The organism is Sphingomonas sp. PL20 (assembly GCF_017875905.1).
In the GTDB taxonomy this organism is placed as follows: domain Bacteria; phylum Pseudomonadota; class Alphaproteobacteria; order Sphingomonadales; family Sphingomonadaceae; genus Sphingomonas; species Sphingomonas echinoides.
Genome location: NZ_JAGINH010000002.1, coordinates 525,612 through 550,734 on the forward strand (window position 1 = coordinate 525,612; position 25,123 = coordinate 550,734).

Below are 25,123 nucleotides of genomic sequence, written 5' to 3' on the forward strand. Positions count from 1 at the left end.
TCCTGTCTTTTATGGAGAGAGAAGACCCTTAACTGACACTGATGTCAACAGCGTTTCGCCGTCGGAACAGCGGTCGCCCGCTACCCGATTTGAGCACGCCGCGCCGGAATACCCGTGCGCCGATCGTGATCGCGATCGCCACCCACAAAGCCTGCCAGCCGAGCGCGGCGACGTGCGGCCACAGGTCGGGCTTGTCGGCTGCGCGGGCCGCCATTGCATAGGGCGAACTCAGCGGAAACAGCTCGATAAAGCGCGTCGTGGCCGCCTCGGGTGCGCCGATTGCCTTCAACGCCAGCCCGAACATCGCGACCTGGATGATGGTGATCGGCAGCGACAGCATCTGCAATTCGCGCGGGGTCGAGGCTTGCGCGCCCGCGCCGAGGAAGACCGCGCCGAGCAGCAGATAGGCCATCGCGAAATAGGCGAAGAACAGCAGGAAGAACATCGGCACGCCCACCGCCGGGCCGATCTGGCCGATCGCGCTGGCATATTGTGCAGGCAGGATGCCGCTGATCTGGCTGACCAAAGTCGCCCAGAAGGCGACAAACAGCAGCGCCGATCCGAACATGCCGAGCAGCTTCCCGAAGAACACCGCCTCCAGCGGCACAGCGGCGGCGAGGACTTCGATCACCTTGTTGCTGCGTTCCTCCATCATCGTGCCGACCGCCTGGCCCGCGAGCAGCAGCGTCAGGAAGAAAATGCCGATCACGGCGATGAAGGCGGCCTGTTTATGGCCACCCTCGGTCGGCGCGATGCGCGCGATCGAGGTGAGGGTCGCGGTGCTGAGCGGGGCGGTCTGCGTAGGGTTGGTCCGCAGCGTCGCCTCGGCCAGCGCCGCCAGATAACGGGCATCGCCGCGACCCTGGCCATCGTAGAGGATCGTCGGATGGGTGAGATCGCCGAACAAGGCGGCGGAGACATCCGCGCCCTTGCGCATGGTGAAAGTGGCGCGCGCCTGTGCCTGCGGGTCGGCGCTCGGATTTTCCAACGTCAGTGTGGCGGGACGATCTCCGCGCGGAAACATCGCACGCAGCCGCGCGTCGGCGGCGCGCATCGCCGCCTGCTGCGCCGGGGCCACGATCGCGACGATGCGGGTTTTGTCGGTCGATCCGCTGGCCACGCTTGACGCGCCCATCCCGCCGACCAGCCCGAAGCCGATCGTGAACAAGGGCGAGAGCAGGAACAGCAGGAAGGTGGGGGTGAACACCGTCGCCACGAAATCACGCCGGGCGATGGTGAAGGTCTGGCGGACGATGCGGGGCAGCTTGCTCATTGGCCTTGCTCCAGGGCGGCCTTACCGACGATGCGGACGAACGCATCGTGCAGGCCGGGGCGTTCGATCGAGAGCCCGGCAATGCCGTGGCCCGCGCCGATCAGCCGACTGAGCGCTTGCTCGACCCCGCCATCGGGCACTTCGAAATGCCAGCCTCGTTCGTCATGCGTGGCGTCTTGCGGCAGATGCGTGGCGATGGCGGCATCGTCGCGTTCGGGCACATAATGCGCGCGCATCGGCAGCAGGCCGCGCGCCTCGGCGACGGTGCCCTCAAAGCGGCGCTTGCCGCCCGCGATGATCGCGAGCCGGTCGCACAGCCGCTCGGCATGGGCCATGACATGCGTCGAAAACAGCACCGTCGCCCCGCGATCGCGCTCGGCGAGGATCAGCGCCTCCAGCCGTTCCTGGTTGACCGGGTCGAGCCCAGAAAAGGGTTCGTCGAGCACCAGCAGATCGGGCTGATGCACCACCGCGCCCAGCAACTGCACGAGCTGCGCCATGCCCTTGGACAATTTGCGGATCTTGGTATCGACCGCATGGCCGAGCCCGGCCGCTTCGAGCAGTGCCACCGCGCGCTTGCGCCCGGTCTTGAGGTCAAGCCCGCGCAACGCGCCCATGAAGGCGATCGCATCCTTGGCGCGCATCGCGGGATACAGGCCGCGTTCCTCTGGCAAATAGCCGACGCGGTCGCTCGCCTCGCGCGGGCGTTCATGGCCGAGCAGCGTGCGCGTTCCGCCATCGGGCTCGATAATGCCGAGCAGCATCCGCAGCGTTGTGGTCTTGCCTGCGCCATTGGGGCCGAGCACGCCGTAGATCGTGCCCGTTGGCACTGCGATATCGACCCCGTCGACGACGCGCCGGTCGCCGAAGCGCTTGATCAGGCCCGATGCGCGGACCGCGAATTCCTGCCCCAACGCCAATTCCCTGTTTCAGCCCAATTCCCTGTTGGGCAATCCCCGTGGTAGCGGGTGGTGGTGCAGTTCGACAAGTCACTCCATGCCCGCCTGGTGGCGAAGGCATCCGAATATGGGTTCGCGGCGTGCGGGGTCGCGTCCGCCGATGCCGCGCCCGAGACGGCGGCACGGCTGCGGCAGTGGCTGGCCGAGGGGCGGCATGGCGAGATGATCTGGATGGAGACGCGCGCACACCACCGCGAATCGCCCGCCGGTTTGTGGCCCGAGGTGCGCAGCGTCATCGCACTGGGGATGAGCTATGCCCCCTCGCGCGATCCGCTGGCGCTGGCTGGAGAAGGCGGCGTCGGCCGAATTTCGACCTATGCGCAGGGCGGCGATTATCATGATGTGGTCAAGCGTGCGTTGAAGGCGTTGGCGCGGTGGCTGGTGGGGGAGGTGCCGGGGATCGACGTCAAGGTGTTCGTCGATACCGCGCCGGTGATGGAAAAGCCGCTGGCTGCGGCGGCAGGGCTTGGCTGGCAAGGCAAGCACACCAATTTGGTGAGCCGCACCGAGGGGAGCTGGCTGTTCCTGGGGGCGATTTACACGACGCTGGAATTGGCGGCATTCGGGGGAGAGGAGGCGCACGAGCGCGACCGCTGCGGCTCGTGTGACGCATGCCAGCGTGCGTGCCCGACCGACGCCTTTCCCGCGCCCTATCGGCTCGATGCGCGGCGCTGCATTTCCTACCTCACGATCGAACATGCCGGGCCGATCCCGCACGAATTTCGCGAGAGCATCGGCAACCGCATCTATGGTTGCGACGATTGTCTGGCGGTGTGCCCGTGGAACAAGTTCGCGGAGGCCGCGCACGCCAACCGCGCCTTCCGCCCGCGTGCCGAACTGGCGGCACCGGCGCTGGCGGATCTGCTTGCGCTCGATGATGCAGCGTTCCGTCAGGTGTTTTCCGGCTCGCCGATCAAGCGCATCGGCCGCGACCGGATGATGCGCAACTGCCTGATCGCGGCGGGCAATAGCGGTGACACAGCGCTACGCGCGCCGGTGGCGCGGCTGCTTGATGATCCCAATGCCGTGGTGGCGGAAGCTGCGGGCTGGGCGCTGGCGCGGCTGGCCTAGGCGGGCGCTATTTCCGTCGCCCTGCCTGCAACGCCCCGACACAGCTCGCGCGGTCAATCGGCGATCCGTCGGTCTGGCGCGCATCGAGATAGGTGACGACCGGCTCGGCAGTGCCCTTTGGGTAGAGATAGGTATCGAGCACGCAGGTGGCGTTGCCGAATTGCAGCTTGCGCGCGGTGCCTTCGCGGATATCGGCGACGGGGGCCCCGAACATCCGCGTCAGATTGGCGGCGTTGGTGCCCAGCACATGGTCAAGCCCTGCCGTTCCGGTCGGGATCGGGATGAGCGGTGGGCGCACCGTGCTGGGCGCTGGTGTCCCAGTGGTCGCGCAGCCTGTGACGAGCAGGCCCGCCGTCAAAGCGCCAAGAAGTCTCATGTGTTTCGCCCCGCATGGAACAGATGGGTGGCCATCGCCGCGCCGAGGATCGGCGCGAACAGGTTGAGCACCGGAACCATGAACAGGGCGGTGCCCGCAACCCCCAGCGCGAAACGATCGACCGCGCCGGTCTTGCGCCAGTCTCGCATCATCGCATCGGGAATGTGGCGTGCCGCCACCATGGTGCCGAGATCCTGACCAAGCAGCCACCCATTGACCAGGAAGAACAACAGCCAGGTGCCCACTCCGGTGGCGAGCAATGCGAGATAGATTGGGGCCAGCGCGATGTTGATCAGGATCGCCCGCAGCGCCGACCGCACGCCAAGCGCGATACCGCGCGTCAGCGGCACACTGCGCGCGGTGGCAAGGGCGTTGGGATAGTGTTTGGCCTCCACCGCGATCACGATGTCATCGGCAAACACGCCCATCACGCCAATTGCGATCACACGGAACAGCAGCCAGCCAAGCCCGAACGCGGCGAGCAATGCCATTGCGCCGAGCAGCCCCCCCATCTGCGTCCCCCATCCGAGCCATGCGGCCAGCCGGGTTGCGCCATACCACAGCCCGCCCCCCGCCGCCGTGAGCAGCGCCAGGGTCACCGCGAGTGATTTCAGGAAGACGGCGGCAAAGGCGCGGTCGCCAATCTGGCCAATCGCGAGAAGGAAAGCGCGGAGCATGGCCGCAGTCTTAGCGGTCGATCGTGAAATGAGAAACCAGCGTGCCGCCTAATCGCCGCGCGAAGCTAATTGTAGCGTGGCGATCGCGCGGGCGCGCGCAGCCCTTCGCTGGTATGGGCCGAAATCAGGCAAAGCTCGGCATACAGCCGGTCCCACAGGGACGCCGGGATATCGAGGGCGACGAGGCCGCCGTCCTGTGTCAGGGCCAGATTGACGACGGGATCGACCACCAGCCGGAATTGCGTCGCAAACGGGCCGCCGACGATTTCGTCGGGAAGCCCGCCCGACAGGGACAGGCGTGCGGCCATCAAGAAGGCGCGCAACACTTCGGCACCATAGCGATCGAGCAGCGCACGCGTGCCGTTGCTCAGGTCGCCCCGTTCCAGAATGACCAGGCTGCCGGAATGGCGATCTTCGGCCGTGACACGTAGCCTGCTGCCCAGCCCATCGGCTATCTCTCTAATGCGCAGCGACAATGCTCAAACTCCTGTTATCCTTGTTCCATTATAGCGGGGATCGCGCCCGCATTCGGCCCCTGCGACCGATGAAACACAGGTTAAAAAAGAAAAGGGGCCGACGTGGTTTCCCGCGTCGACCCCAGTGCAGCGACCAGATACGCGGCCGCTGATCTCTCTTAACGGAACAGCGACGTGATCGCCTGCGGTGCCTGGTTGGCGATCGAAAGCGCCTGAACACCGAGCTGCTGCTTGACCTGCAGTGCCTGCAGGTTTGCAGACTCCTTGGCCAGATCCGCATCAACGAGATTGCCGATGCCGGTCGTGATCGTGTCCGACAGCTTGCTGACGAAGGTCATCTGGCTGTCGATCTTGCGCGAAGCCGAACCCAGCGTGCTGAGGCTTGCGTTGATCGTGTCGGACACGGTGTTGAGCGTCGTTACCATGGTCTTCGCGCCCGCAGCGGTCGTGAAGGTGGAACCAATCGCCGTCGTGACGCCTGTTTCGAAGTCCTGGTTGGCGACGTCGAGGGTGGCTGCGGTCGTATCAGTCGACTGCAGTGCCTTGACGGTGCCGGCCGAAACGCTCGACAGGAGGTTCGTACCGTTGAACGACGAGGACGAGATAACCGTGGCAATCTGATCCTTCAACGCGGTGAAATCCTTCGCGTTGGCGGACAGGCTGGCGGCATCAAGGCCGGTGTCGCTGGCGGTCGTTGCCTTTGCCTTCATCTGGTTGACCAGATCCGAGATCTGCTCGGCACCGGCAGTTGCCACGTCAACAACGCTCTTGGCGCGGCTGAGCGAGGAGCTGACCGACTTCAGGCTACCCACGTCACCACGAAGGCCCTGGGCGATCGTGTACGAAGCCGAATCGTCCTTGGTCGAAGAAACCGACAGGCCGGTCGTGATGCGGGTTTGGGTCGTCGCGAGGGACTTGCCGGTCGCACTCAGGCTCTGGAGAGCCGTCATCGCGCCGACGTTGGTGTTTACCGAAAAGCTCATTGTATTTTCCTTCTAGGATTGAGAGCCGCATTCTGCGGCCTGGGGCTAGACGCCGCCCCGGCGATGCTCGGCGAAGAATGCCGCTCACCTCTCCATTTTGGGAAAGTTATTGGATTACCAAAATCGAACGGCAAATTATTAAAGGTTACCGAAAGATGAAGGTGCGCGCTGACCGTCGCGACGCAGTCGGCCCGCTTCCCCGGGGCGCGGGAAAGCGGGCCGATTGGCAAAGCAAGTGTCAGAAATTGCTGAAAATTGTAACGTCTCAGAAGGGGAAGAGCGCATCATAGATCTGCTGGCCCCAGCGCGCCTGCTGCGCATCGGTCAATTGGCCCTTGCCGCCATAAATGATGCGGGCCTCGGCGATCTGGGTATGCGCGATGCTGTTGTCGCGACCAATGTCTTGCGGGCGCACGATGCCGCTGACGATCAACTCGCGCATCTCGAAATTCACGCGCACTTCCTGCCGTCCGCGGATCATCAGATTGCCGTTGGGCATCACATCGGTGACGATTGCCGCCATCGTCATGTTGATGGTTTCCGACCGCGCCACCGTACCGGCACCATTATAGCCGGAGGTCGATTTGGTATCGACCAGCTTCGCCGGATCGACCTGCCCGGGCAGGACCTTGGCCAACGGGTTTTGCAGCCCCAACAAGGCGCTGATGCCGCTGGTTTCGGTGCCGCCGCGGGTGCGGGTCGTGGCGTTGCCCAAATCCGCCTTGTCGGCGATCTTGATGCGGATCGTCAGGATATCGCCCTTTTGCGAGGCGCGCTGATCATGAAAGAAGGCACCTGCCCCCGTGCGAAAGAGCGACGCATTCGGCGGCGAGGGCGGGGCGGTGGCCGAACGTCCCTGGCCGCGCCGATCGGACGGGGCAGAGAGCGATGGCTCAAGCGCCGGCCCATCGTCCGTGCCCGCCGGGCTCAGCTTTGGGGCCTTGCCGACGCTGGCCAGTCGGCCTGGTATGCCGCACCCGGCGAGGGTGCTGGCGAGGAGGAGCAATGCGAGAGTCTTCTTCATGGCGGTTCTTTCGGTTCGGGCCGACGGTGGAAGGCGGATCGGATCGATCTTTAAGGCGCGACGATGCGGACCGAGCCGGTACCGTCGACGATGCCGTCGAGGGTTCGGCTGGTGGTGTTGGTGACGACGCGCACCATCTCGCCTTTGGCACCACTGGCGAGCGCGCGCCCGCTGGCGGCAATGGTCAGGCCGCCGCTGACGACGCGGATCATCACCGGCTCGCCGCGACGGACGAGCTGTTGCGGCATCAGATCGGACGTCATCACGATCGAGCCCGAGGGAAGCGCGCGCCGCGCCTCCAGGCCAACGCAATCGCGCGGTGGCAGCGCAATACGCGCCTGGGCCGCAGGGCGCTGATCCTCGGTGAAGTCTTCCTGCGTGAGCACATCGCCGCGCGCGATCGGATGGCCAAGCACCGCGACGCGGACCGCCTCGGGCGGCTGCGCGCAAGCGATGCCGGGCGCAAACGCCAGTAGCGCAAGGAGCGCGGCACGGCCGAGCTGCTGGCTCATCGCATCTGCGCCGTGGTGGAGAGCATTTCGTCCGCCGTCTTCACCACGCGGCTGTTCATTTCATACGCGCGCTGCGCGCTGATCAGTGCGGTGATTTCCGAGACGGGATTGACGTTCGACGCCTCGATAAAGCCCTGGCTCAGCGTCCCGAAACCCGGTTCGCCGGGGTTGGCGGCGGTGGGTTTGCCCGACGCGTTGGTTTCCAGGAACAGGTTGCCGCCCTTGGCCTCCAGCCCGGATTCGTTGATGAAGGAGGCAAGTTGGATCTGGCCGATCGTTTGCGGCGTGGGGTTGCCCGACAAGGTGACCTGAACCTCGCCAGTCTTGGAAATATTGAAATTCACGGCCCCCTGCGGAAGCGTGATGCCGGGCTGGACGGCATAGCCGTCCTGCGTGACCAACTCGCCCTGGTCGGAAATCTGAAAGCTGCCGTCGCGCGTATAGCCGGTTTCGCCCGAGGGAAGCGTGACCTGGAAATAGCCCTTGCCCTGGATCGCGACGTCTTGCGGGTTGCTGGTTTGCGTCAGCGCACCCTGTTCCAGAATGCGATAGACGCCGCCGGTCTTGACGCCGGCCCCGATCTGGATGCCGGATGGGATCTTTGCATCGGCACCGCCCGAGGCTGAGCCGGGGCGCGACACCTCCTGATAGAGCAGATCCTGAAACTCCGCGCGCTGGCGTTTGAACGCGGCGGTGTTCATGTTGGCGATGTTGTTCGAAATCACGTCGACGTTGGTCTGCTGTGCAAGCATACCGGTCGCGGCGATCGAGAGAGAACGCATGATAAAGGCCTTTCACTCAGGGAAGGGGGGCTCAGCCAACTTTGCCGAGCTGATCGATTGCCTTGCGGCGCATGTCGGTCATGCTCTGGGTCATTTGCTGGCTGGATTGGTACGCCCGCAAAATCTCGACCATGTCGGCGGTTTCGCTGATCGGCTGGACGTTTGATCCCTCGACGCCACCGCTGCGCAGCTTTGTTTCCGTGGCGGGAAGCTCGCGCCCGCCGCTTGCGGCCATCAACCCGTCGCCGCGCGGCGTGACGCCCGCTTCACTGGGGAAGACGGTAACCGCGATGCGTCCAAGCTGGCCGGTCTTTCCCGACACGGTGCCGTCCGCCGCAACCGAAAGGTTGCCGGCATCTTCTAGGGGAATATTGATCGGCTTGCCGCCTTCGCCGAGCAGCCGCTGCCCGCTGATCGTCCCCAAATCCCCCGACGGCAGCACATGGATCAGCCCAGCACGGGTATAAGCGGTCGCCCCACCGGGGGCCTCGACCGCAAGATAGCCGGGGCCGTCAATCATCACATCGAGCGGATTGCCGGTCGGCTGAAACGCGCCCGCCGTGGTGTCGTGCGTTGCCCCGTAATCGAGCACGAACGCCGTGGTCTTCGCATCTTCGGTCACCGCCTGGTCGGCATGCTCGACATAATCATGGAAGACGGGCTGTTCGCGCTTGAACCCCACGGTCGAGATGTTGGCCATATTGTTAGCCGCCACGTCGAGCCGACGACGCAGCGCCTGCTCGTGGCTCAGCAGCACATAGGAAGAGACATCCATCGGCGGTTGCTTTCGAAATCTTTGTCGATCTGGGTCACTAGGCAGAATTTGCCGCCCATTGATCCTATAATAGGATGAAATCACCGAGCGGGTTGACCGTCTGGCGAAACAATCATGGGGATTACGGCCTTGTCGGAACCGAACGTCACATCGAGCGAAGAAGGCGAGGAGGGGGCGGCTCCCGCTGCACCCAAAGCGGGCAAGAAGAAGCTGCTGATCCTTATTGGCGCTGTCGTCTTGCTGTTGCTGCTGGCGGGGGGCGGCGCGGCCTTCTTCCTGTTGGGCGGCAAGAGCGATCCAAAGGCGGAGGCTGCCAAAGCGGAAGCGGCGAAAGCCGAGGCGGCCAAGCACGGCGGTGGCGAAGAAGGCGTAAAGTTCGTCGATATCCCGGCAATGGTCGTCAACATCCGCTCCCCTGATGGGGTGGCGCGCTTTTTGAAAGTGCACGTCATGCTGGTCCCGGGCACGATGAAGGAGGAGGCGATCAAGGCCGGCCTGCCGCTGGTGCTCGATGCGTATCAGCCGTTCTTGCGCGAATTGCGCCCCGAGGATCTTGCCGGCTCTGCAGCGGTGTTCCGCGTGAAAGAGGAGTTGCTGGTGCGGACCACCGGCGCGCTTGGCGAAGGATCGGTCAAGGACGTGCTGATCGAAGATCTGGTGCAGCAATGAGCGACGATTTCGAAGAATTCGACCTGCCCGATGTCCCCATGGGGGGCGCGATGCTGGGCGATGGCACCTTTGACCAGGCCGCCATCGATGCGATGTTCGGTGATAGCGGCGTCCCGCAAGAGGCCAAGAAGGGCCTGCGCGCGGTGCTGGAATCGCGCGTCATCGCGCATGAACGCCTGCCGATGCTGGAGGTGGTGTGCGATCGCGTCGTGCGTGCCTTTTCCAGCTCGATGCGCAATCTCACCTCCGATGCGATCGAGGTCAGCCTGGAAGAGGTGACCTCGACCCGCTTTGGCGAGTTCGTCGGGCGCGTTGCGCTGCCCGCGATGATCGGCGTCTTCCACATTCAGGAATGGGAGAATTACGGGCTCGTCACGGTCGAGTCCGGCCTTATCTACGCCGTGGTCGATGCCCTGCTGGGCGGACGTGGCGGCAGCGCGCCGGTGTTGATCGACGGTCGCGCCTTCACCACGATCGAGACCAAATTGGTATCGCGCATGCTGGATCTGGCGCTGTCCGATTTTTCGGAAGCCTTTGCCCCGATCGAGCCGATCACCATGGGGTTGGAGCGGATCGAGACCAACCCGCGCTTCGCGGCAATCGCCGGGAACAGTAATATCTGCGCGGTGGCGACCTTCCGGGTCGATATGGACGGGCGCGGCGGCAAATTCTCGATGCTGCTTCCTTACGCCACGCTCGAGCCAGTGCGCGAAAAGCTGCTGCAGCGCTTCATGGGCGAGAAGAGCGGGCGCGACCATATCTGGGAAGAGCATATGGTCTCTGAAATCAGCAAGACCGACATCTCGCTCGACGTCGTGCTCGGCGAAGCGGCGATGTCCCTCGACAAATTGCGCAGCCTTGCCGTGGGGGATGTCGTCAACCTCGCGCAAAGCCCGGACGCCCCGCTCGAATTGCGGTGCGGCGGCGTGCCGCTTGGCCGCGCCCAGATCGGACAGCGCAGCGGCAAAATGGCCGTTCGCCTAATCACCGGCATATCCCGAAACCCATACCAGGAGTGCGCATGATGAATTTCGTCGCCTGTACCAATATCGCCACCGCGCTGTTCTGCGCGGCGGTCCTGATCCAGAGCGTGCGGATGATGCGCAGCCTGAAGGCGATGCGGAATTCGCCATTGTCCGATGTCGTTGCGGCGCTGGACGATTCGACCGAGCGTGCCAAGACTGTCCTGTCGGAGATGAAGGCGATGCTGTCGCATGGCATCGCCGCCAATGGGCGCTGTTCGGAAGATGCGCGCAAGCTGAGCGACGAATTGCGGATCATCATCGAGATTGCCGATGCCGCCGCTGACCGGATCGTCGAGGCAACGTCTGCCGCCAATCAACGCGCACACGCCGAACGCACGCTGGCTGCCTATATTGAGGCGGACGCCTGATGGGTCGCCCTTCGCTTCTCGTAATGACGGCGGTTGCAGCCGGCCTGTCGATTTTTGCCAACGGCGTTACTGCGGCTCTGCCCGCACTGGCGGATCAGCCCCAACCGACGCGTTTGGGTAGCGCCATCCAGGGCGATCTTGGCGCGCGCGACGCCGCGACCAAGAAGCGCACGCGCGCGCTCGACATGCGCGAGCAGGCGGCACGCGCGGCGGAGGCACGGTTGAAAGCCGACATGGCCGCGCGCCAAGAAGCGGCTGCCGCGGCAAAGCCCGCCGCCGGCGGCCCGACCGCGCCGAGCGACCCGCAATATGAAAATCTTGCGCGGATCTATCAGGCGATGAAGCCTGCCCGCGCTGCGGTTGTTTTCGAACAACTCGAAATGGACGTGCAGATGCAGGTCGCGCAGAAGATGCGGGATCGGTCGACCGCGATGATCTTGGCGAGCATGACGCCGCAAGGGGCCGCCAATCTGAGCATGGCACTGGCGCGCCGCAATGCGAATGCGGGGAAGAAGCCGGTTGTTGGCACCCCCAAGGGGCCGACGCGCGCCGCGCAGCCGGTCAGCCGTTCGTCGCCGACACCTCCGTGATCAGCACCCGCGCATGGCCGAGATCGGGGCCGGCCATGGCGGTCGTCAAATTACCTTCCAGCAATTCTGCATTCACCGGCAGGAAGGGCGACGCGTGCAGCCGGGCAAAGTCGATCGCGCTGCCCATCGCCGCCTGCCGCAGGACGGGCAGGCGCAGCTTCATCTTTTCCGCGCTGGCCGCGTCTCCGGCATCGATCATGATCTTCAGGCGCAAATTGCCCGTGATGCGATCCGAATCCACGATCGGCACGACGAAGGGATCGAGCGCGACATATTGCGGTGCCGCGTGCGCGGGTGCGCTTTCGCCGCCCGAGGCACCGGTGCTGACGATGACGATAGGCAGTGCGGCAATGGCTCGAGCGAAACGTTGGCGCATGATGTCTCCGGCTTGTGTCGCCGCGACGACTGCGGGCGGCACGCTCCCTCTATAATAGAACAATAAAGGAAGAGGCGTATCACCATGAGTCATGATCAGCGACCCAGTCGCGTCCGTGTGGTTGCCAGCCGCGACGCAACGGCGGCCTCGGCGGCTTCTGCGGAACCGCTTCGCGCCGGTGACGTGGTCGCCAGCGCCACGGCCAAAGACGCGACTTCACCGGCCAAGCGCGGGATGATGGTGCCGTCGCTCGTGTTCTGCATTGGCTGTGCCGTCGGCGGGCTCGGCCTTGGTGCCGCGTTGCTCGCGCACTGATGCGGCTGGTTTCTCTCATCGCGCTCGCTTCGGCGATCGCTACGCCCCTTGCTGCCACGCGGGCCAATGCACCATCGGCGGCGGGCCCGCCCGCAGTCGCTCCGTCGCCTGCGGCACCATCCGCAGCGCAGCCCGTCTCGGCGGCGGTGGCCGCGGCCAATGCGCCAATGGCGCTGGCCAGCGCACCGCGTTTCCGGGGATTTGCACCGGTGTTGAGCGCGCAGCCCGCGCTGGTCGATGGCACTGCATGGGCCGCGCGCCCGGAAGCGGAGGCATGGTCCGCATTGGCGCACGCGACGCCCACCACGCGGCAAGCCGCCCGCTGGGCGCTGGTGCGCAGTCTGATCGGCAAAAGCCGGTATCCAGAAGCGCTCGGCACGCTGCAGATCATGGCTGCCGACGACCCTGATCTGCTGCTGGTGCCCGCCTTCCAGCTTGCCCGCGGCGTGACGTTGGCGGGGTTTGGCCGGAGCGGTGAAGCGCTGTCTGCCCTGTCGGGGCCGACGTTGTTGGGCAATGCCGAAGCGTGCGCCTGGCGGCTGCGAGCGCAGGAGGCCCTGGGCAATCCGGCGGCGGCCTTGGCAGAGGTGCATTGCGCCTTGCCGGCGATCAACCACCGCGCGGCACTGGAGCGGCGTCCCTTTGCCTTGGCCGCAATCCGCGCCGCGCTCGACGATGGCCGCTGGTTACAGGCTTTGCATTGGCTGAAACGGCAGCCTGCCGACGGTGAAGCCAACATCCTGCGGGGCCGTGCCTATCTGGGGAAGGCCGATTTCGGCCATGCCCGCACTCAGTTCGAGAAGGTCGGTGCTGCGGCAGAGCGCGGGCAACGCGCCGAGGCGGCATTGGGCCTGGCGATGGTGGGCATTGCGCAGCGGCGGATTGCCCCGGCCGCTGCCGTGCGGCAGCTTGGGGCGATCCGTTTCGGCTGGCGTGGTGACGATCTTGAACGGCGCATTCTGACCGTTGAATTTGCGCAGGCGCAGGCCGCGCACGATCCGGCTGCGATGTTGCGCACGGGGTCTACCCTGCTGCGCTATTGCAAGCTCGGTGCTGCTGCTGCGCCGGTTCTGTCCCAGCTGCAACAATCGCTCACGACGATGCTGGCTCCCGATTCCAAGATGCCTCTGCCCGATGTGGCTGGCGTGTTCTGGGAATATCGCGAGATTACGCCAGCCGGTGCCGATGGCGATCTGCTGGCGGTGCATCTGGCCGATCGACTCCAGGCGGCGGGTTTATATGCCCGGGCGGCGGAGCTGCTCCAATATCAATTGACCGCGCGTGCCAGCGATGTCGCGAAGGGGCCATTGTCGGTGCGCGTGGCGACGTTGCGCATCCTCGCGGGCGACCCGGCCAAAGCGGTCGAGGCGTTGCGGAACAGCAGCGGGCCCTCTTATTCGCAACCGATGATCTGGGATCGCCAACGTGTCGAGGCGGTGGCGCTAGCCTTGCTGGGCAAGACCGACGCCGCGTTCGCGGCGCTCGCCGATGTCCCCGACGGTGCTGCGATCCGCGCGGAAATTCTGTGGCGGCGGCGTGACTGGAATGGATTGGCCACCGTGACCGGTGCGTCGCTCCCGGCCAAAGTGGGCTTGAGCGAGGTGGCGCAGGCCACCATCCTTCGCCACGCGATCGCACTCGCGATGATCGGTCGGGAGGACAAATTGCAGGCCTTGCGCGCGCGCTATCAGGCGGCATTTGCGACATTGCCCAGCGCGGGTGTGTTCGATGTGCTGACAAGCCCGGTCGGGAAGATCGACTCCGCTCAAATCAGTGCCGCAATGGCAGCGATTCCGTCGGCCAGCCCGGCGGGAGTCTATGCGGACTTGCTGGCCTCGACCCCGGGATAGTGCGCAATGCCCCGTTCGCTCGCCGCCATTGGGGCGCGTCGAACGGGGCTTGCCGCGGTTATTTCAGATACTGAACCAGGCTCAGCCCGGCGAGCTGCGAAAACACCGAATAGCTCGCCTCCAGGATCGTCTTTTGCTGCGAAATGTCGGTCGCGACCTGGCCCAGATCGGCATCCTCGTTCGCGCCGATCACCCCCGTCAGCAACGTCTTGCGCTGATCGCCGCTGTTGATCATCGATTCCACTTGCGTGGTCCGGCGGCCATTTTCGGCATTCACTGCGCGCAGCGATCCAAGGCCGCTCTGCAACTGGTCTACGACAGTCGTCAACGCCGTTTTCTGGGCGGCCGTCAGCGTCGCGCCGATCGGGCCCGCCTGAGCAAGCGACTGAAATGCCGTGTAAAGGCCGCCCCCTGCGGTACTTGCGCCAACGCCATACGGGACATCAACCCCGTCTGCGATGCGCGCCGATGCAACGACGCTATCGTTGGCAAAGGCATCGGACTGCGGCAACCCGACCAGATCGCTCAGCGCCTTGGGCTTGAAGGGGGGCGTATCGGTTTGCGAGCCACCGAACATGGCGACGCCGCCCTCGGTGCTGTTGAGCGCGTTGCGATATTGTTCGAAGGCCCCGTCAATCGTCGATTGCAGGCCGCTTGTCTGGCCGTTGCCGAGCGCGGTGAGGATGCTTTGGCGCAGGTTTTCCGAGGACGTATCGATCCCGGTCAGTTGCGCATCATACAGGCTCAGCGTCGTCTGCACGCGCTTTGCGACCGTGGTCTCGGCACTCTGCCGCGCGAGCATGCTGTGCGCCGAAAGGTTACGGACCGATTCGCTGCCCAGGTCCGCGAAGGTGTTCGCCTTCTTGGTGGTCGCCAGGTTTTGCTGCGATGTCGCGAGTTTGGCTTGCGCGCGCTGGATCGCGTTCGACATGACTTGTTGCAGCGGGACGGTGGCAATACGGGTCATGGGGCGTTCCTATCGGATCATCGCCAGCAGCGTGTCGTACATGCTGCTGGCGGTGCTGATGACACGGGCGGAGGCCGAATAGCTGCTTTGCAGCACGACCATCTGCGACAATTCCTCGTCGATATTGACGCCCGAAAAACTGTCTCGACGATTGATCGCATCGTCGCGGCGCGAGGTCGCATTGTCGAGATTGGTCTTGGCCTGGCTGGCTTTCAATCCCGCGCCGCCGAGCAGCGCGCTGGACACATGATCGAGCGTGACGACACCGTCCTTACCCAGATCGATGGTCTGTGCCAGCCGATCGACAAAGGCGGTGGCACCGCGAATGTCGCCCGCGCCGACGGCCTTGGCACCGACCGCTGCGGTTGTATCCAATATGGCCAGGGGCAGCTTGTTCGGGTTGACGTCGATGTCGCCGCGCACTTTGGCGTGCCCGAGGCCACTTGTCGCACCGGTCAGCCCCGACAAAGAGCTGAACGAGACGCCGCTGCCGAAGCGATTGGTCGAGTCAGACGGGACCGACAAGACGGCCCCGGACAGACCGGTGAGGGGGCTAAACTCCACGCGACCGCGTTGATCGAGCGCGAAGCTGCCATATTTGGACAAGGGCGACGCGTTCAACTCGGTCACCAGATCGCCAATGGTCGGACCGACCGAGCCGGTGAGCGTATAGCTGGTCAGCGCGCGTCCCGACACGTCGCGCAGCACAATGTTGGCGGTTTCCCCCGCCCCAAATCCGTGCGGGTCGCTCGCGGTGAAGCCACTCGGCGTCAACGTGCTGGTATCGCTGCGGACCAGGTCGTTCATGCCAAAGAATTGCGAGAAGCCGATTCCGGCGCGATCGCTGGGCGCACCGGGTGTCTGCGCGATGGCGACGCCGTTGCCGCCGCCGCCCGTCGCCTTCAAGGTCAGCACCCCGCCGGTGAAACTCGCCGTGGCCGCGCCGCCAAGGCCGGCATTGATCGCGTTTACGGCATCATTGACCGTCGCGCCCGCGCCCAGGCCGGAGAAATCGACCGTCGTGCTGGCCACCAGCTTTCCGCTGGTGCCGAGCACCGCGAACGTTGCCGAGCCGGTAAAGCCGAGGCGGTCACCGCCGACCAATCCGGTCTGCCGCCCGTCGAGTTCGGTCGGGGCCGGAACCGTGGTGCCGGCGTTCGACACCGAATTGAGCGCTTCCGCCATCCCGCTGAACACGGTGCCGAGTTGCTCTTGAAACTGCGGCAGCGCGCGGTCGCGCAGATCCAGCAATCCACCGAGCTTCCCGCCCGCCGCAGCGGTCTCGATCCGTTCGCCCGTTGCCGGCGAGGCACCGCCGGGGTCGGCAAAGCGAATGTCGATCGGCGGATAGGACGCCTGTGCGCCATCGCCCGTTCCGGTCCCGGCATAGGATAGTTGGCGCAGACGCCGGTCGAGGAGCGTCGCACCGGAGGCTGTTTCGATCGAGACCCGGCCATCCGGTTGGTCGCGTACCGTGATTCCGATCAGGCTGCTCAGTTCGGTAAGCGCCGTCGTCCGTTGATCGGCAGCGCCGGACGTGCTGCGGCCTTGCCCGACCTGCTGCGATACGGTTCCATTCAGATCATTGATTTGCGACAGCAGCCCGTTGATCCGGTCGACCGTGGTGCCGACTTCGGATTCGACATCGCCGCGCAGATTCGTGACGTCGCCATTGAGCTGCTGCATCGACGAAATCGCGTCCTGCACGTTGCCGGTAAACGATGCGACGGTCTGGGCCGATCCCGGCGATCCGGTCAGCGCGATTGCGGATGCCGAAATCGAATCGAGCTTTGCGGGCAAGCTCGCCGCATCGCCCGGCTGGCCCAGCAAGGACTGGAGCCGATCGAGATAAGAGGACGTCACATCCGCCCGACCGAAGTCCCCGCCACGCTGATAAACCGAGGCTTCGAGAAAGCGATCGGCGACCCGCTGCGGCTCGCCAATGACGACGCCGTTGACCCCGCCGGAATTGACGCGGGTCGCCAGTGTAACCTTTTCGCGCGCATAGCCCGCCACGCCGACATTGGCGATGTTGTTGGACACCGTCCGCAGCCCGGCCTGCGCTGCCGCAAGCCCGGACGTCGCCGATCCCAGAATTTCGCTAAGCGACATGACCGGCCCCCATTGTCATCCGATCAGCGCTTCAGGTCGCTGACTTCCCGCAACATTTCGTCGGCGGTGGTGATGATCTTGGACGCGGCACTATAGGCCCGCTGAAAGCGGATCATGTTGGTGAACTCGCCAGCCAAGTCCACGGTGGATGCTTCGAGCGAGCTCGCTGCGACCGTGCCTGCGGCGAGCGAGCCCGGCTTGTTGAGGGTGAGGGTGCCCGAGTTCTTGCTGCTCGCATAGGCATTGCCCGGCAAGCGGGTGAGGCCGTCGGGATTTTGAAAATTGGCGATCGGCAACTGAAAAACCGAGCGAGTCTTGCCGTCCGAGAACACGGCGTTGACTTGGCCGGTCTTGGTGATGTCGATCGACGACAATTGGCCGAGCTGTCCGCCATCGACGTTGGAGGAGATCAGCGCGGATTCGCTGCCAAATTGGGTAATGCCGTCGAGCCCGCCATCATTGCCGATCGCAAGCGTTATCGGAGCCGATGCGGCCGCATTGGTCCAGGAAATGCTGAGCGGACTGAACAACGCTGCGGTCGAACCAGTCTTGTTCAGGCTACCATCTGGATTGAACGCAAGCGTGCCGCTCGACAGCAAGCCGCCGGCTGCCGTCACGTCACTGGCCGGTTCGGCATAGGTTTCCGAAGCCCATTGGTTAGCGCCAGTCTTGAGATAGGCCATGGTCAAACGGTGCGATCCGCCCTGCGAATCATAGACGTCGAAGGAGCGCTTGAAGTCGGGCGTTACCGTTCCGCTGGCGAGGTTCCCCGGCGTATAAGCTCCGACATGGACTGCGGTGGTGGATTGGAGATTGGCACGGACCTGAATGCGCGTGGTGGGCGCAGCTGTCCCGACCAGATCGCTAACGCGGACGGATTCGAGCCCGTTCAGCCCGCCGGTATTGGTGTAGCTGCCGGTGGAATCGAGACGCCAGCCTTGCAAATACAGGCCGCTCGCGTTGCGCAGAAAGCCCTCCGAATCCGGGCGGAACGATCCGGCGCGGGTGAAGGCGGGGTCGGCGGTGCTGCTTGTCGACGTGCGCGTAACGAAAAAGCCGCCGCCGTCGATGGCCAGGTCGGTGTTGCTGCTCGAGGACTGGATCAGCCCTTGCTTTGAAACTTGCGCGACCGAGACGGCGGCGACGCCGCCGGCCGAATAATTGGCCTGCGAACGGCCGTCGGTGACCAGCGTACGGAACTGGGCCTCGGTCCCCTTATAGCCGATCGTATTGATATTGGTGATGTTGTCAGCAACCGTCGCCATGGCGCTGGATTGAGCATTCAGGCCGGAAACGCCGGCGTAAAGGGCGGAATAGAGGCTCAATGCGGATCTCCTTGCAGTGCGCAGTACGCGACACGCTCGCTTATTTTATAGGATGCGGTTGGCGCGGGGGCGCGATGTCGGCCCACTATTTGTGAAGAAAATCGGCAGGTGGGCAATTTTTGCCGACCGGTTTGGCCGACCAGGCAAGAATGATCCTATAACGATGGCAGATTGAGAGGACGCCACCATTATGTTGAGGATCACTTTGCGCGATGGCGAGAAGGCCATTTTGAACGGTGCGGTCATCAGCGCCGTCGGCCGAACCCAGTTGCGCGTCGAAAACACGGTGTCGATTCTGCGCGGTCGTGAAGTCATGCGGCCGGAAGAGGCCACGACTCCGGCACGCCAACTCTATTTTTCCTGTATGCTGGCGTATATCGACCCGGACGGGCGCGAGAAGCACCAGGAAGCAACCTTGGTTGCGTTGCGCGACTTGCTCAATCCCGGCGCTCCCGATGCGGTGAAGCAGGCCTGCGTCCGCTTCGCCAACGAAATCGCCCGGGGCGAATTCTATCGCGCGCTGGCCCCGGCGCGGGATCTGATTGCGCTGGAGAGGCCGGCAGGGTCCTCCGAAACCGCAGCGGCCTGAGCGGGTCATGCCGACGCTGGCCGGCGCTGCGCGGGCAATCCGCGCGCTATCGCCCGATACCCGCTTTGGACGTGTGGTCGCGGTGCGCGGTGCCTTGATCGAAGTCGAAGGCTTGGTTGGTGCGGCGCATATCGGCAGCCGTATCCGTATCGCCGGGGGCGAGATTGAGGCCGAGGTGACCGCGCTCGACCGCGGCATTGCGCTGTGCCTTCCCTTTACCGATCCGCAGGGCGTCGGCCTTGGCATGCGCGCCGATCTGACGGCGGGCGAGGTTTCGATCCGGCCCGGCGCGGGCTGGCTGGGGCGGATGGTCGATGGGCTCGGCCGCCCGATTGATGGGCTCGGCCCGCTTCCGCTCGGCCCCGATCCGCGCCCGATCAAAGCCACGCCGCCGCCCGCCGCCGATCGTGCGCGGGTAGGAAGCCGGGTCGAGACGGGGGTGCGCGTGCTCGATCTGTTTGCTCCTTTATGTGAGGGGCAGCGCCTTGGCCTGTTCGCCGGCTCTGGCGTCGGGAAATCGGTGCTGCTCTCGATGCTGGCACGCTGGACCGAATGCGACGTCGCGGTGATCGGGCTGGTCGGCGAGCGCGGTCGCGAAGTGCAGGAATTCGTCGAGGACGATCTCGGCGCGGAAGGTCTGGCGCGCAGTGTCGTCGTCGTCGCGACCTCCGATGCGCCGGCGCTGATGCGGCGGCAGGCGGCGTGGACGACGCTCGCCATTGCCGAGCATTTTCGCGATCAGGGGCTGAACGTGCTGTGCCTGATGGACTCGGTCACGCGCTTCGCGATGGCGCAGCGCGAAATCGGGCTGGCGTCGGGCGAGCCGCCCGCGACCAAGGGGTATACGCCGACGGTGTTTGCCGAGTTGCCGCGCTTGCTCGAACGCGCAGGGCCGGGCTTGCCCGGGCAGGGCTCGATCACCGGGCTGTTCACCGTACTCGTGGACGGCGATGACCATAATGAGCCGGTCGCGGATGCGGTGCGCGGGATTCTCGACGGCCATGTCGTGATGAGCCGCAAGATTGCGGAGCGCGGACGCTATCCCGCGATCGACGTCCTCAAATCGGTGTCGCGCACCTTGCCGCACTGCCTGAGCGACAGCGAGAACGCGACCAGGCTTGGCGCGCGCGCGTTGCTGTCCACTTATGCCGATATGGAGGAACTCGTCCGGCTCGGTGCCTATAAGGCCGGGTCGAGCGCCGAGATCGATCGCGCCGTGGCGATCGCGCCACAAATCGAAGCGATGTTGCGCCAGGGCAAGGACGACCAGGGCGATTGCGCCGGCGGCTTCGCTGCGCTGGCCGCGATGCTGGAGCAAGCCGCATGAGAACGCCGTTCGATACCGCGCAGCGCGTACAGCAGCGCGCGGTCGAGACCGTCCGGGTCGCGATCAGCGTAGAGGTGGAATATCACAGCCGGATCGAACGCGAATCGGACGCGCTGGTTCAGTCGATCGCGCGCGAGCGCGCGGTCGGGCAAGCGGCCGGTTGGCTCACCACCGATGCGTGGCTGGCCCGCATGCGCGCCGAACGCGAGCGACTGGAGCACGAAGCCCGTAGTGTCGAAGCGCGCCTTGCCACGCTGCGCGGGCAAGCCGCCGAAGCCTATGGATCGATGCGCGTCATTGACGGCGCGGTGGAGCGTCATCGCGACGAACTGGTGCGGACCGAAGAGGCCAGTGAACAGGGGCGGCTGGATGACATCGCGGCCGCGCGCCTGACGCGCAGCAGGGTGGCACGGCGATGATCGATCGAGCGGCCCTTGTGGCGATGACGCCGACCCAGCGCGCGCATGTGATCTACAGCACTGCCCAGACCGAGCTCGCCAATAGCTTGTGGCGCGCCGCGCTCGGCGACGGCGGTGCCCCGGACCGTACCGCTGCCGACCCAGGATTGACGCGCAGCGACATGGATGCGCTGCTGAAAATGCTGGCACCACAAGAGAATGCGCCCGATGACGCGCCTGTAAAAACGGTGCCGTGTCCGTGCGACGATCCGGCGACGGCGACGGTGCCGTCGGCATCGGGCGCGCCTTTGTCCCCGTCGGGCGCGGTCGATGCATCGGCCGCGCTTGGCCCGGATGGCGGACTCGGCCCCAATGCGCGCTTCCGCGCGGCTTTGTGCGAAGCGGCGCAACGCACCGGCATTCCCGCGACGGCGCTCGCGACGATTGTCGATGCCGAGGCGGCCAAGAGTCGAGATGGCAGCTGGAATTGCCACTCGCGCAATCCGCGGTCGAGCGCGGCCGGGCTCGGGCAGTTTCTTAACGCGACGTGGGAAGGTCTCGCCGAAACGCCGGGGACGGCGCTGAACGCCACGGCGCATGCGAAGGGCTGGCTCAATTCGGACGGCAAGGTCAGCGGCGCGGCGCGCGGTGCCTTGCTTGCCTTGCGCTATGATCCGACGACCGCGATTGACGGCATTGCCGATTATGCCCGGCAAAACCTCTCGCAGCTACAAAAGCGGGGCATCAGCACCGACGACAGCGTGAAGACCACCGCGCGCGCTGCCTATCTCGCGCATCATCTCGGTTTGGGAGATGCGGTGCGGTTTCTCAAAGGCGGGATCTTGCCCGCGCGGGCGCATGTGTTGCTACGCGCACAAGTTGGCGCGGCCGACGCCGAAAAGCGGATCGCGCAGGCCGGTGACCCGACGCGGGCCCATCAGCAGTGGTTGCTTGCCTACATCGATCGCCGGATTCAGCCCGCCAATTTCGCGATTTGAGCGGTCACGCCGCGCAATTGCCGATTCTTCGCCCTTGCAATCCAATATCATCCAATATATGTATTGTGATAGCGATGCGTGAGTAAGTCACTATAAAAACGCATATTATCTAGACTCGGGTCGCGCTGTGACGCGGCCGATGTAGATATACGTATAGGATCGTTTCCTCCTTGTTAGGATTTTTCCGCGACACCGGTCTCCAGAGCGAAGGGCAGTAGGGGCTGCCCACTTATTGGGGAAAATCGATGTCGAAGACCACAGCAGCACTCGAAGCCGCAGTCGCCACTATCATCGAGAACACACCGCGCGACGCCAAGCAGACCGCCCGCCAGCGCGTTGCCGTCGATCGCGCCTTTGCAAATATCCTGAAGCTGATCGCGCCGCGCATCCGCCACTTCATCCGCCAATATGGCCTGGCCGCACATTGGGATGATGCCGAGCAGTGCTGTGCGATCGCGGTGCATCGCGCCATCGAAGCCTATGATCCGACCAAGGCGCAATTCACCACCTTCGTGAATTGGCAAATCCGTGGCGAGCTGCAGAGCCTGCGCTTCCGCATGATGGCCGATCAGCGCCCGTCGGCGCGCAAGGTTGGCGCAATGACCGTGTCGCTCGATGCGCTGACGGCCCGTTCCGAGAATGAAGACGGCGCGGTCGAAGTGACCATTGAGGACGAATTCGCGCTTGAACAGACTGAGGCCTGTGCGTCGAACTATCTCGCCGAATCCGCGATGAACGCGTTGATCGACGCCTATGTCGACCATCTGCGCCAGGTGTCGCTCGATCAAATGCGCCGCCGCCCGCGTGCCAAGCGCGCCACGCCCGTCCGCATCGACGGCGCGCCGCGCTTCAAGACCGCCACGCACGGGATTGATCCCGAGCAGCTCGACAAGCTGGAAGAAAAGTTGGCCCGCGACCGTGAAATCGTCGCGCGGCGCATCTTCGAGACCGCCACGCTTGACGATCTCGCAAACGAGACCGGTGTCACCAAGGAACGCGTGCGCCAGATCACCAAATCGGCGGCGCGAACGATCGTCGAACTCACCGCACGCGACCCGCGCTTCGCGTTGATGACCGAAGGACTGCGCCAGCGCCACGCCGCGCCAGCTCCGCGCAAGCCAAAATCGCCGCCGCCGCTGCGCACTGCGCCCGTGTCGTTGCTGCCCGATCCCTCGGCTCCGCACAACCGGCTGGTACAGGTCACGGCGTTCGACACGGTGCAGGCCGCCGATGCGGCAAGCGGCCGGATTGCACCAACGAGCCGGGCATCGTTGCCTGAGCCGTTTTCCATCCACCTCGCGGCGGAGGATGCCCCCTTGCACGGCTCGCGCACGACCCACTGAGCGTGATTTCACCCGGTGGCACCACACACGCTGGTGCTCGGATGGTCCTCTGATCCAAAACGATTGGCACAACCATGCACACCAACCTTCAGAACATCCGCGTTGAATGGTTGCAGCGTCCGCTTCCTCGGCCCAATCGCCGCCTCACGGCCCTTGCGACGCGGCTCGCCCGTTGTGCGGGGGCGTTGATGCAGATTGGCAACCAGACGGCGCTGATCGGCGTGACAGCAGAACGGGGTATCCTTCGCCTGACCTGCTGGAATCATCGGATGGACGTGTGGGCGGAACTGACCGCCGGCGCACCTGCGTTCGCGCCGGCGTCGTCCCTGGAGGGCGCATTGCAACGCGCCGGTGCGGCCTTGCTCGACTATTTTGCGGGGCGGTGGCCGGATGGTGCCAGTCCGCCCTGCCTGGGGGTGGTCACCGACGGCATCGGGGTCGCGTTTTCGCCAAGTTACCCTGCACCCTGCGTGCCCGGCTGGCTGGAATTGCACGGTAGTGGCCGTGTCGCCGCTGTGACGATTTTGCCTTTTGCCGATGGTGGCCTCTTTGGCCAAGACACCCAGGCTGGCCACCGCCTGCACTGAGATGCGACCTCCGATTTCGCGACCGCGTTGACCGCCCCGCTCGCCCTGCCTACAAGCGCGCGCAAGGATAGCCAGGGCAGTGGATTCCGGCGGAGCGAGCAATGGAATCAACGATCGGCCGGTCAACACAGAGCGAAGCAAAAGTCGGCCAGCGCGATCTGACCGAAATCCCGATCGATCCTTTTCGTAATATCGTGTTTCCCAACCGGCTGCGGGAGAAGCGTCGCGCCGCCGGCTTTATGAAATTGCTGCGCTTTGCCGCGGTTTTACCCGAAATCCCCTATATCCGACTGTCCAAGATCGAACGCGGCGAAGTGGTTGCGCGGACGGACGAGCTCGTTCGCATTGCAACCGCGCTTGGCATCGCTCCGCGCGACTTGCTCATCGACATTGACGATCCCGGCTTCGATCTCGCCGAATGGGCGCAACCCTTTGCCGACGGCAAGCCGATCGACGACGATGCGGAACGCTTCGCTTTGCTGCTGGCGGCGGCGGTGCGGGCGCGACGGTCGCTCGACGCGGACCTTACCATCGCCGATGTGGAGCAGCGTTTCGGGCTGGCGCAAGTCAACCTGTCTCGGGTCGAAAACGCGGCAAAGCCGTGGCCGCGCTGGAACGCTGCGGTACAGTCGGCGCTTTTGCGGTTGTTTGGCGTCGCGGATGAAGCGGCACTCCGGCACAACGTCTTGGCCGCCTATCAGGACGGCAGCCTGGCACCGTTTCTCGAAAATGTCGTCGACCCCGCGCATCGATGGTCGCGGAGCCGGAGCCGGATCGCGAGCCTCGCGCGGGAGCTGAACGGGCTATCTGCCGTGCACCCCTCGTCCGAGGCCCGACCGCTTCCCAACAAGCGAGACGCGCATGAAGAGCGTGCGCTGGTCAAGCCGTCGCCCGCCCCACGCGCGCGCGCGCTGACGGTCTATGGTGCGCCTTTGCCCGACGGGTTGATCGATTTCGTCAACACTGGCGGCACAATCGACGCGCCGCGCGATGTCAGTGACGCGGCATTCGGGCTCCGGGTAGGGCGCGCGACACTGGGCGGCGGTTTGCCGGGGCACGCGATCGTGGTGGTTGATCCCGGCCGCTATCCGGTCGCGGGGGGATTGGCAGCGGTGCGAGAGGGGACCGCCTGGCGTGTCGTCGCCGTAACGATCGATCGCGATGGCGTGCTCGGCGGCTACAGCGTCAATCCTGCGCGCGAAGTGCCGATCGACGGTCGCGATGTGGCCGAGGTCGCAGCGGTGGTCGCCGCACTTTTCTAAATTTTACCGCGCCGACGGAGTTTACGCCTGCGACACACCCGATGTCGCGTCTGCCCCGCCGCGCGCGGTGGCGGGCGGCAGCAAGCGCTTTTGACAACGAAAAACCCGGCCCGA

General features: G+C 64.9%; 28 protein-coding genes. 14 read left to right on the forward strand and 14 right to left on the reverse strand.

Annotated elements, in window-relative coordinates:
• Positions 1 to 28: 28 nt before the first annotated feature.
• Both H4W01_RS02610 and H4W01_RS02615 read right to left on the reverse strand, forming a co-directional pair.
• Positions 29 to 1,273, reverse strand: a complete 1,245-nt coding sequence (locus H4W01_RS02610; protein WP_209609788.1) for an ABC transporter permease — start codon at positions 1,271 to 1,273, stop codon at positions 29 to 31.
• A complete protein-coding gene (locus H4W01_RS02615) occupies positions 1,270 to 2,193 on the reverse strand; it encodes an ABC transporter ATP-binding protein (RefSeq protein ID WP_209609789.1) in 924 nt (307 codons plus the stop codon). The genes H4W01_RS02610 and H4W01_RS02615 overlap by 4 nt, the downstream gene beginning before the upstream one ends.
• 48 nt (positions 2,194 to 2,241) lie before the next feature.
• Here H4W01_RS02615 and queG point away from each other — a divergent pair, with 48 nt between their 5' ends.
• On the forward strand, positions 2,242 to 3,303 hold the full coding sequence (gene queG, locus H4W01_RS02620; protein WP_209609790.1) for a tRNA epoxyqueuosine(34) reductase QueG: 1,062 nt from the start codon (positions 2,242 to 2,244) through the stop codon (positions 3,301 to 3,303).
• Between the two features lie 7 nt (positions 3,304 to 3,310).
• On the opposite strand, the gene H4W01_RS02625 is transcribed toward queG, so the two are convergent.
• The 8 genes from H4W01_RS02625 to H4W01_RS02660 all read right to left on the reverse strand — a co-directional run bounded on the left by H4W01_RS02625 (position 3,311) and on the right by H4W01_RS02660 (position 8,908).
• Complete coding sequence (locus H4W01_RS02625; RefSeq protein WP_209609791.1) at positions 3,311 to 3,679, reverse strand: hypothetical protein; 369 nt, start codon at positions 3,677 to 3,679, stop codon at positions 3,311 to 3,313.
• Complete coding sequence (locus H4W01_RS02630; RefSeq protein ID WP_010407169.1) at positions 3,676 to 4,356, reverse strand: EI24 domain-containing protein; 681 nt, start codon at positions 4,354 to 4,356, stop codon at positions 3,676 to 3,678. The genes H4W01_RS02625 and H4W01_RS02630 overlap by 4 nt, the downstream gene beginning before the upstream one ends.
• A 65-nt stretch (positions 4,357 to 4,421) precedes the next feature.
• Positions 4,422 to 4,832: a hypothetical protein gene (locus tag H4W01_RS02635; RefSeq protein WP_010407172.1), complete on the reverse strand. Its 411-nt coding sequence runs from the start codon at positions 4,830 to 4,832 to the stop codon at positions 4,422 to 4,424.
• A 158-nt stretch (positions 4,833 to 4,990) separates the two neighbouring features.
• Entirely contained in the window at positions 4,991 to 5,815 is an 825-nt protein-coding gene (locus H4W01_RS02640; protein ID WP_209609792.1) for a flagellin, read from the reverse strand.
• Positions 5,816 to 6,080: 265 nt separating this feature from the next.
• A complete protein-coding gene (gene flgH, locus H4W01_RS02645; RefSeq protein ID WP_209609793.1) occupies positions 6,081 to 6,839 on the reverse strand; it encodes a flagellar basal body L-ring protein FlgH in 759 nt (252 codons plus the stop codon).
• Between the two features lie 50 nt (positions 6,840 to 6,889).
• Positions 6,890 to 7,351, reverse strand: coding sequence for a flagellar basal body P-ring formation chaperone FlgA (gene flgA / locus H4W01_RS02650; RefSeq protein WP_209609794.1), 462 nt, complete (start codon positions 7,349 to 7,351; stop codon positions 6,890 to 6,892).
• Positions 7,348 to 8,133, reverse strand: coding sequence for a flagellar basal-body rod protein FlgG (flgG, locus tag H4W01_RS02655; protein ID WP_010407180.1), 786 nt, complete (start codon positions 8,131 to 8,133; stop codon positions 7,348 to 7,350). The genes flgA and flgG overlap by 4 nt, the downstream gene beginning before the upstream one ends.
• A 31-nt stretch (positions 8,134 to 8,164) precedes the next feature.
• On the reverse strand, positions 8,165 to 8,908 hold the full coding sequence (locus H4W01_RS02660) for a flagellar hook-basal body protein (RefSeq protein ID WP_209609795.1): 744 nt from the start codon (positions 8,906 to 8,908) through the stop codon (positions 8,165 to 8,167).
• A gap of 114 nt (positions 8,909 to 9,022) precedes the next feature.
• Here H4W01_RS02660 and H4W01_RS02665 point away from each other — a divergent pair, with 114 nt between their 5' ends.
• The 4 genes from H4W01_RS02665 to H4W01_RS02680 are packed head-to-tail and all read left to right on the forward strand — an operon-like array spanning position 9,023 to position 11,560.
• Complete coding sequence (locus H4W01_RS02665; RefSeq protein WP_209609796.1) at positions 9,023 to 9,577, forward strand: flagellar basal body-associated FliL family protein; 555 nt, start codon at positions 9,023 to 9,025, stop codon at positions 9,575 to 9,577.
• Positions 9,574 to 10,602, forward strand: a complete 1,029-nt coding sequence (fliM, locus tag H4W01_RS02670) for a flagellar motor switch protein FliM (RefSeq protein ID WP_010407186.1) — start codon at positions 9,574 to 9,576, stop codon at positions 10,600 to 10,602. Before H4W01_RS02665 ends, fliM begins: the two co-directional genes overlap by 4 nt.
• Positions 10,599 to 10,970 (forward strand): DUF6468 domain-containing protein, encoded by a 372-nt coding sequence (locus tag H4W01_RS02675; protein WP_209609797.1) that lies wholly within the window; start codon positions 10,599 to 10,601, stop codon positions 10,968 to 10,970. Before fliM ends, H4W01_RS02675 begins: the two co-directional genes overlap by 4 nt.
• Complete coding sequence (locus tag H4W01_RS02680) at positions 10,970 to 11,560, forward strand: MotE family protein (protein ID WP_209609798.1); 591 nt, start codon at positions 10,970 to 10,972, stop codon at positions 11,558 to 11,560. Before H4W01_RS02675 ends, H4W01_RS02680 begins: the two co-directional genes overlap by 1 nt.
• On the opposite strand, the gene H4W01_RS02685 is transcribed toward H4W01_RS02680, so the two are convergent.
• Positions 11,532 to 11,936, reverse strand: coding sequence for a hypothetical protein (locus H4W01_RS02685; RefSeq protein ID WP_209609799.1), 405 nt, complete (start codon positions 11,934 to 11,936; stop codon positions 11,532 to 11,534). The genes H4W01_RS02680 and H4W01_RS02685 overlap by 29 nt on opposite strands.
• Positions 11,937 to 12,020: 84 nt before the next feature.
• On the opposite strand from H4W01_RS02685, the gene H4W01_RS02690 reads away from it, so the two are divergent.
• Together H4W01_RS02690 and H4W01_RS02695 are read left to right on the forward strand one after the other, a co-directional pair.
• On the forward strand, positions 12,021 to 12,251 hold the full coding sequence (locus H4W01_RS02690) for a hypothetical protein (protein WP_209609800.1): 231 nt from the start codon (positions 12,021 to 12,023) through the stop codon (positions 12,249 to 12,251).
• Positions 12,251 to 14,101 carry a hypothetical protein gene (locus tag H4W01_RS02695; RefSeq protein ID WP_209609801.1) on the forward strand — a complete coding sequence of 617 codons (1,851 nt, stop codon included), beginning with the start codon at positions 12,251 to 12,253 and terminating at the stop codon, positions 14,099 to 14,101. Before H4W01_RS02690 ends, H4W01_RS02695 begins: the two co-directional genes overlap by 1 nt.
• A 58-nt stretch (positions 14,102 to 14,159) precedes the next feature.
• On the opposite strand, the gene H4W01_RS02700 is transcribed toward H4W01_RS02695, so the two are convergent.
• The 3 genes from H4W01_RS02700 to flgE are packed head-to-tail and all read right to left on the reverse strand — an operon-like array spanning position 14,160 to position 18,505.
• Positions 14,160 to 15,068, reverse strand: a complete 909-nt coding sequence (locus H4W01_RS02700; protein WP_010407196.1) for a flagellin — start codon at positions 15,066 to 15,068, stop codon at positions 14,160 to 14,162.
• 9 nt (positions 15,069 to 15,077) lie between these two features.
• Positions 15,078 to 17,180 (reverse strand): flagellar hook-associated protein FlgK, encoded by a 2,103-nt coding sequence (gene flgK / locus H4W01_RS02705; RefSeq protein ID WP_209609802.1) that lies wholly within the window; start codon positions 17,178 to 17,180, stop codon positions 15,078 to 15,080.
• Between the two features lie 23 nt (positions 17,181 to 17,203).
• On the reverse strand, positions 17,204 to 18,505 hold the full coding sequence (gene flgE / locus H4W01_RS02710) for a flagellar hook protein FlgE (protein ID WP_010407198.1): 1,302 nt from the start codon (positions 18,503 to 18,505) through the stop codon (positions 17,204 to 17,206).
• A 190-nt stretch (positions 18,506 to 18,695) separates the two neighbouring features.
• Between flgE and H4W01_RS02715 the strand changes: the two genes are divergently transcribed.
• From H4W01_RS02715 to H4W01_RS02745, 7 genes are all read left to right on the forward strand, one after another.
• Positions 18,696 to 19,094: a flagellar biosynthesis repressor FlbT gene (locus H4W01_RS02715; RefSeq protein ID WP_209609803.1), complete on the forward strand. Its 399-nt coding sequence runs from the start codon at positions 18,696 to 18,698 to the stop codon at positions 19,092 to 19,094.
• 7 nt (positions 19,095 to 19,101) lie between these two features.
• Positions 19,102 to 20,421, forward strand: coding sequence for a flagellar protein export ATPase FliI (gene fliI, locus H4W01_RS02720; protein WP_209609804.1), 1,320 nt, complete (start codon positions 19,102 to 19,104; stop codon positions 20,419 to 20,421).
• Positions 20,418 to 20,840, forward strand: coding sequence for a hypothetical protein (locus H4W01_RS02725; RefSeq protein ID WP_209609805.1), 423 nt, complete (start codon positions 20,418 to 20,420; stop codon positions 20,838 to 20,840). Before fliI ends, H4W01_RS02725 begins: the two co-directional genes overlap by 4 nt.
• A complete protein-coding gene (locus H4W01_RS02730) occupies positions 20,837 to 21,817 on the forward strand; it encodes a peptidoglycan-binding protein (RefSeq protein ID WP_209609806.1) in 981 nt (326 codons plus the stop codon). The genes H4W01_RS02725 and H4W01_RS02730 overlap by 4 nt, the downstream gene beginning before the upstream one ends.
• A 245-nt stretch (positions 21,818 to 22,062) precedes the next feature.
• Positions 22,063 to 23,160: a sigma factor-like helix-turn-helix DNA-binding protein gene (locus H4W01_RS02735; protein ID WP_209609807.1), complete on the forward strand. Its 1,098-nt coding sequence runs from the start codon at positions 22,063 to 22,065 to the stop codon at positions 23,158 to 23,160.
• A gap of 74 nt (positions 23,161 to 23,234) precedes the next feature.
• On the forward strand, positions 23,235 to 23,747 hold the full coding sequence (locus tag H4W01_RS02740; RefSeq protein WP_209609808.1) for a hypothetical protein: 513 nt from the start codon (positions 23,235 to 23,237) through the stop codon (positions 23,745 to 23,747).
• Between the two features lie 101 nt (positions 23,748 to 23,848).
• Positions 23,849 to 25,009 (forward strand): helix-turn-helix domain-containing protein, encoded by a 1,161-nt coding sequence (locus H4W01_RS02745; protein WP_209609809.1) that lies wholly within the window; start codon positions 23,849 to 23,851, stop codon positions 25,007 to 25,009.
• Positions 25,010 to 25,123 lie beyond the last annotated feature (114 nt).

Bases quoted from the DNA above. Each gene is read 5' to 3' on its own strand.
- H4W01_RS02610 (WP_209609788.1), bottom strand. From the start codon at position 1,273: ATGAGCAAGCTGCCCCGCATCGTCCGCCAGACCTTCACCATCGCCCGG.
- H4W01_RS02625 (WP_209609791.1), bottom strand. From the start codon at position 3,679: ATGAGACTTCTTGGCGCTTTGACGGCGGGCCTGCTCGTCACAGGCTGC.
- H4W01_RS02630 (WP_010407169.1), bottom strand. From the start codon at position 4,356: ATGCTCCGCGCTTTCCTTCTCGCGATTGGCCAGATTGGCGACCGCGCC.
- H4W01_RS02640 (WP_209609792.1), bottom strand. From the start codon at position 5,815: ATGAGCTTTTCGGTAAACACCAACGTCGGCGCGATGACGGCTCTCCAG.
- flgH (WP_209609793.1), bottom strand. From the start codon at position 6,839: ATGAAGAAGACTCTCGCATTGCTCCTCCTCGCCAGCACCCTCGCCGGG.
- flgA (WP_209609794.1), bottom strand. From the start codon at position 7,351: ATGAGCCAGCAGCTCGGCCGTGCCGCGCTCCTTGCGCTACTGGCGTTT.
- flgG (WP_010407180.1), bottom strand. From the start codon at position 8,133: ATGCGTTCTCTCTCGATCGCCGCGACCGGTATGCTTGCACAGCAGACC.
- H4W01_RS02660 (WP_209609795.1), bottom strand. From the start codon at position 8,908: ATGGATGTCTCTTCCTATGTGCTGCTGAGCCACGAGCAGGCGCTGCGT.
- H4W01_RS02665 (WP_209609796.1), top strand. From the start codon at position 9,023: ATGGGGATTACGGCCTTGTCGGAACCGAACGTCACATCGAGCGAAGAA.
- fliM (WP_010407186.1), top strand. From the start codon at position 9,574: ATGAGCGACGATTTCGAAGAATTCGACCTGCCCGATGTCCCCATGGGG.
- H4W01_RS02675 (WP_209609797.1), top strand. From the start codon at position 10,599: ATGATGAATTTCGTCGCCTGTACCAATATCGCCACCGCGCTGTTCTGC.
- H4W01_RS02680 (WP_209609798.1), top strand. From the start codon at position 10,970: ATGGGTCGCCCTTCGCTTCTCGTAATGACGGCGGTTGCAGCCGGCCTG.
- H4W01_RS02685 (WP_209609799.1), bottom strand. From the start codon at position 11,936: ATGCGCCAACGTTTCGCTCGAGCCATTGCCGCACTGCCTATCGTCATC.
- H4W01_RS02690 (WP_209609800.1), top strand. From the start codon at position 12,021: ATGAGTCATGATCAGCGACCCAGTCGCGTCCGTGTGGTTGCCAGCCGC.
- H4W01_RS02695 (WP_209609801.1), top strand. From the start codon at position 12,251: ATGCGGCTGGTTTCTCTCATCGCGCTCGCTTCGGCGATCGCTACGCCC.
- H4W01_RS02700 (WP_010407196.1), bottom strand. From the start codon at position 15,068: ATGACCCGTATTGCCACCGTCCCGCTGCAACAAGTCATGTCGAACGCG.
- flgK (WP_209609802.1), bottom strand. From the start codon at position 17,180: ATGTCGCTTAGCGAAATTCTGGGATCGGCGACGTCCGGGCTTGCGGCA.
- H4W01_RS02715 (WP_209609803.1), top strand. From the start codon at position 18,696: ATGTTGAGGATCACTTTGCGCGATGGCGAGAAGGCCATTTTGAACGGT.
- fliI (WP_209609804.1), top strand. From the start codon at position 19,102: ATGCCGACGCTGGCCGGCGCTGCGCGGGCAATCCGCGCGCTATCGCCC.
- H4W01_RS02725 (WP_209609805.1), top strand. From the start codon at position 20,418: ATGAGAACGCCGTTCGATACCGCGCAGCGCGTACAGCAGCGCGCGGTC.
- H4W01_RS02730 (WP_209609806.1), top strand. From the start codon at position 20,837: ATGATCGATCGAGCGGCCCTTGTGGCGATGACGCCGACCCAGCGCGCG.
- H4W01_RS02735 (WP_209609807.1), top strand. From the start codon at position 22,063: ATGTCGAAGACCACAGCAGCACTCGAAGCCGCAGTCGCCACTATCATC.
- H4W01_RS02740 (WP_209609808.1), top strand. From the start codon at position 23,235: ATGCACACCAACCTTCAGAACATCCGCGTTGAATGGTTGCAGCGTCCG.
- H4W01_RS02745 (WP_209609809.1), top strand. From the start codon at position 23,849: ATGGAATCAACGATCGGCCGGTCAACACAGAGCGAAGCAAAAGTCGGC.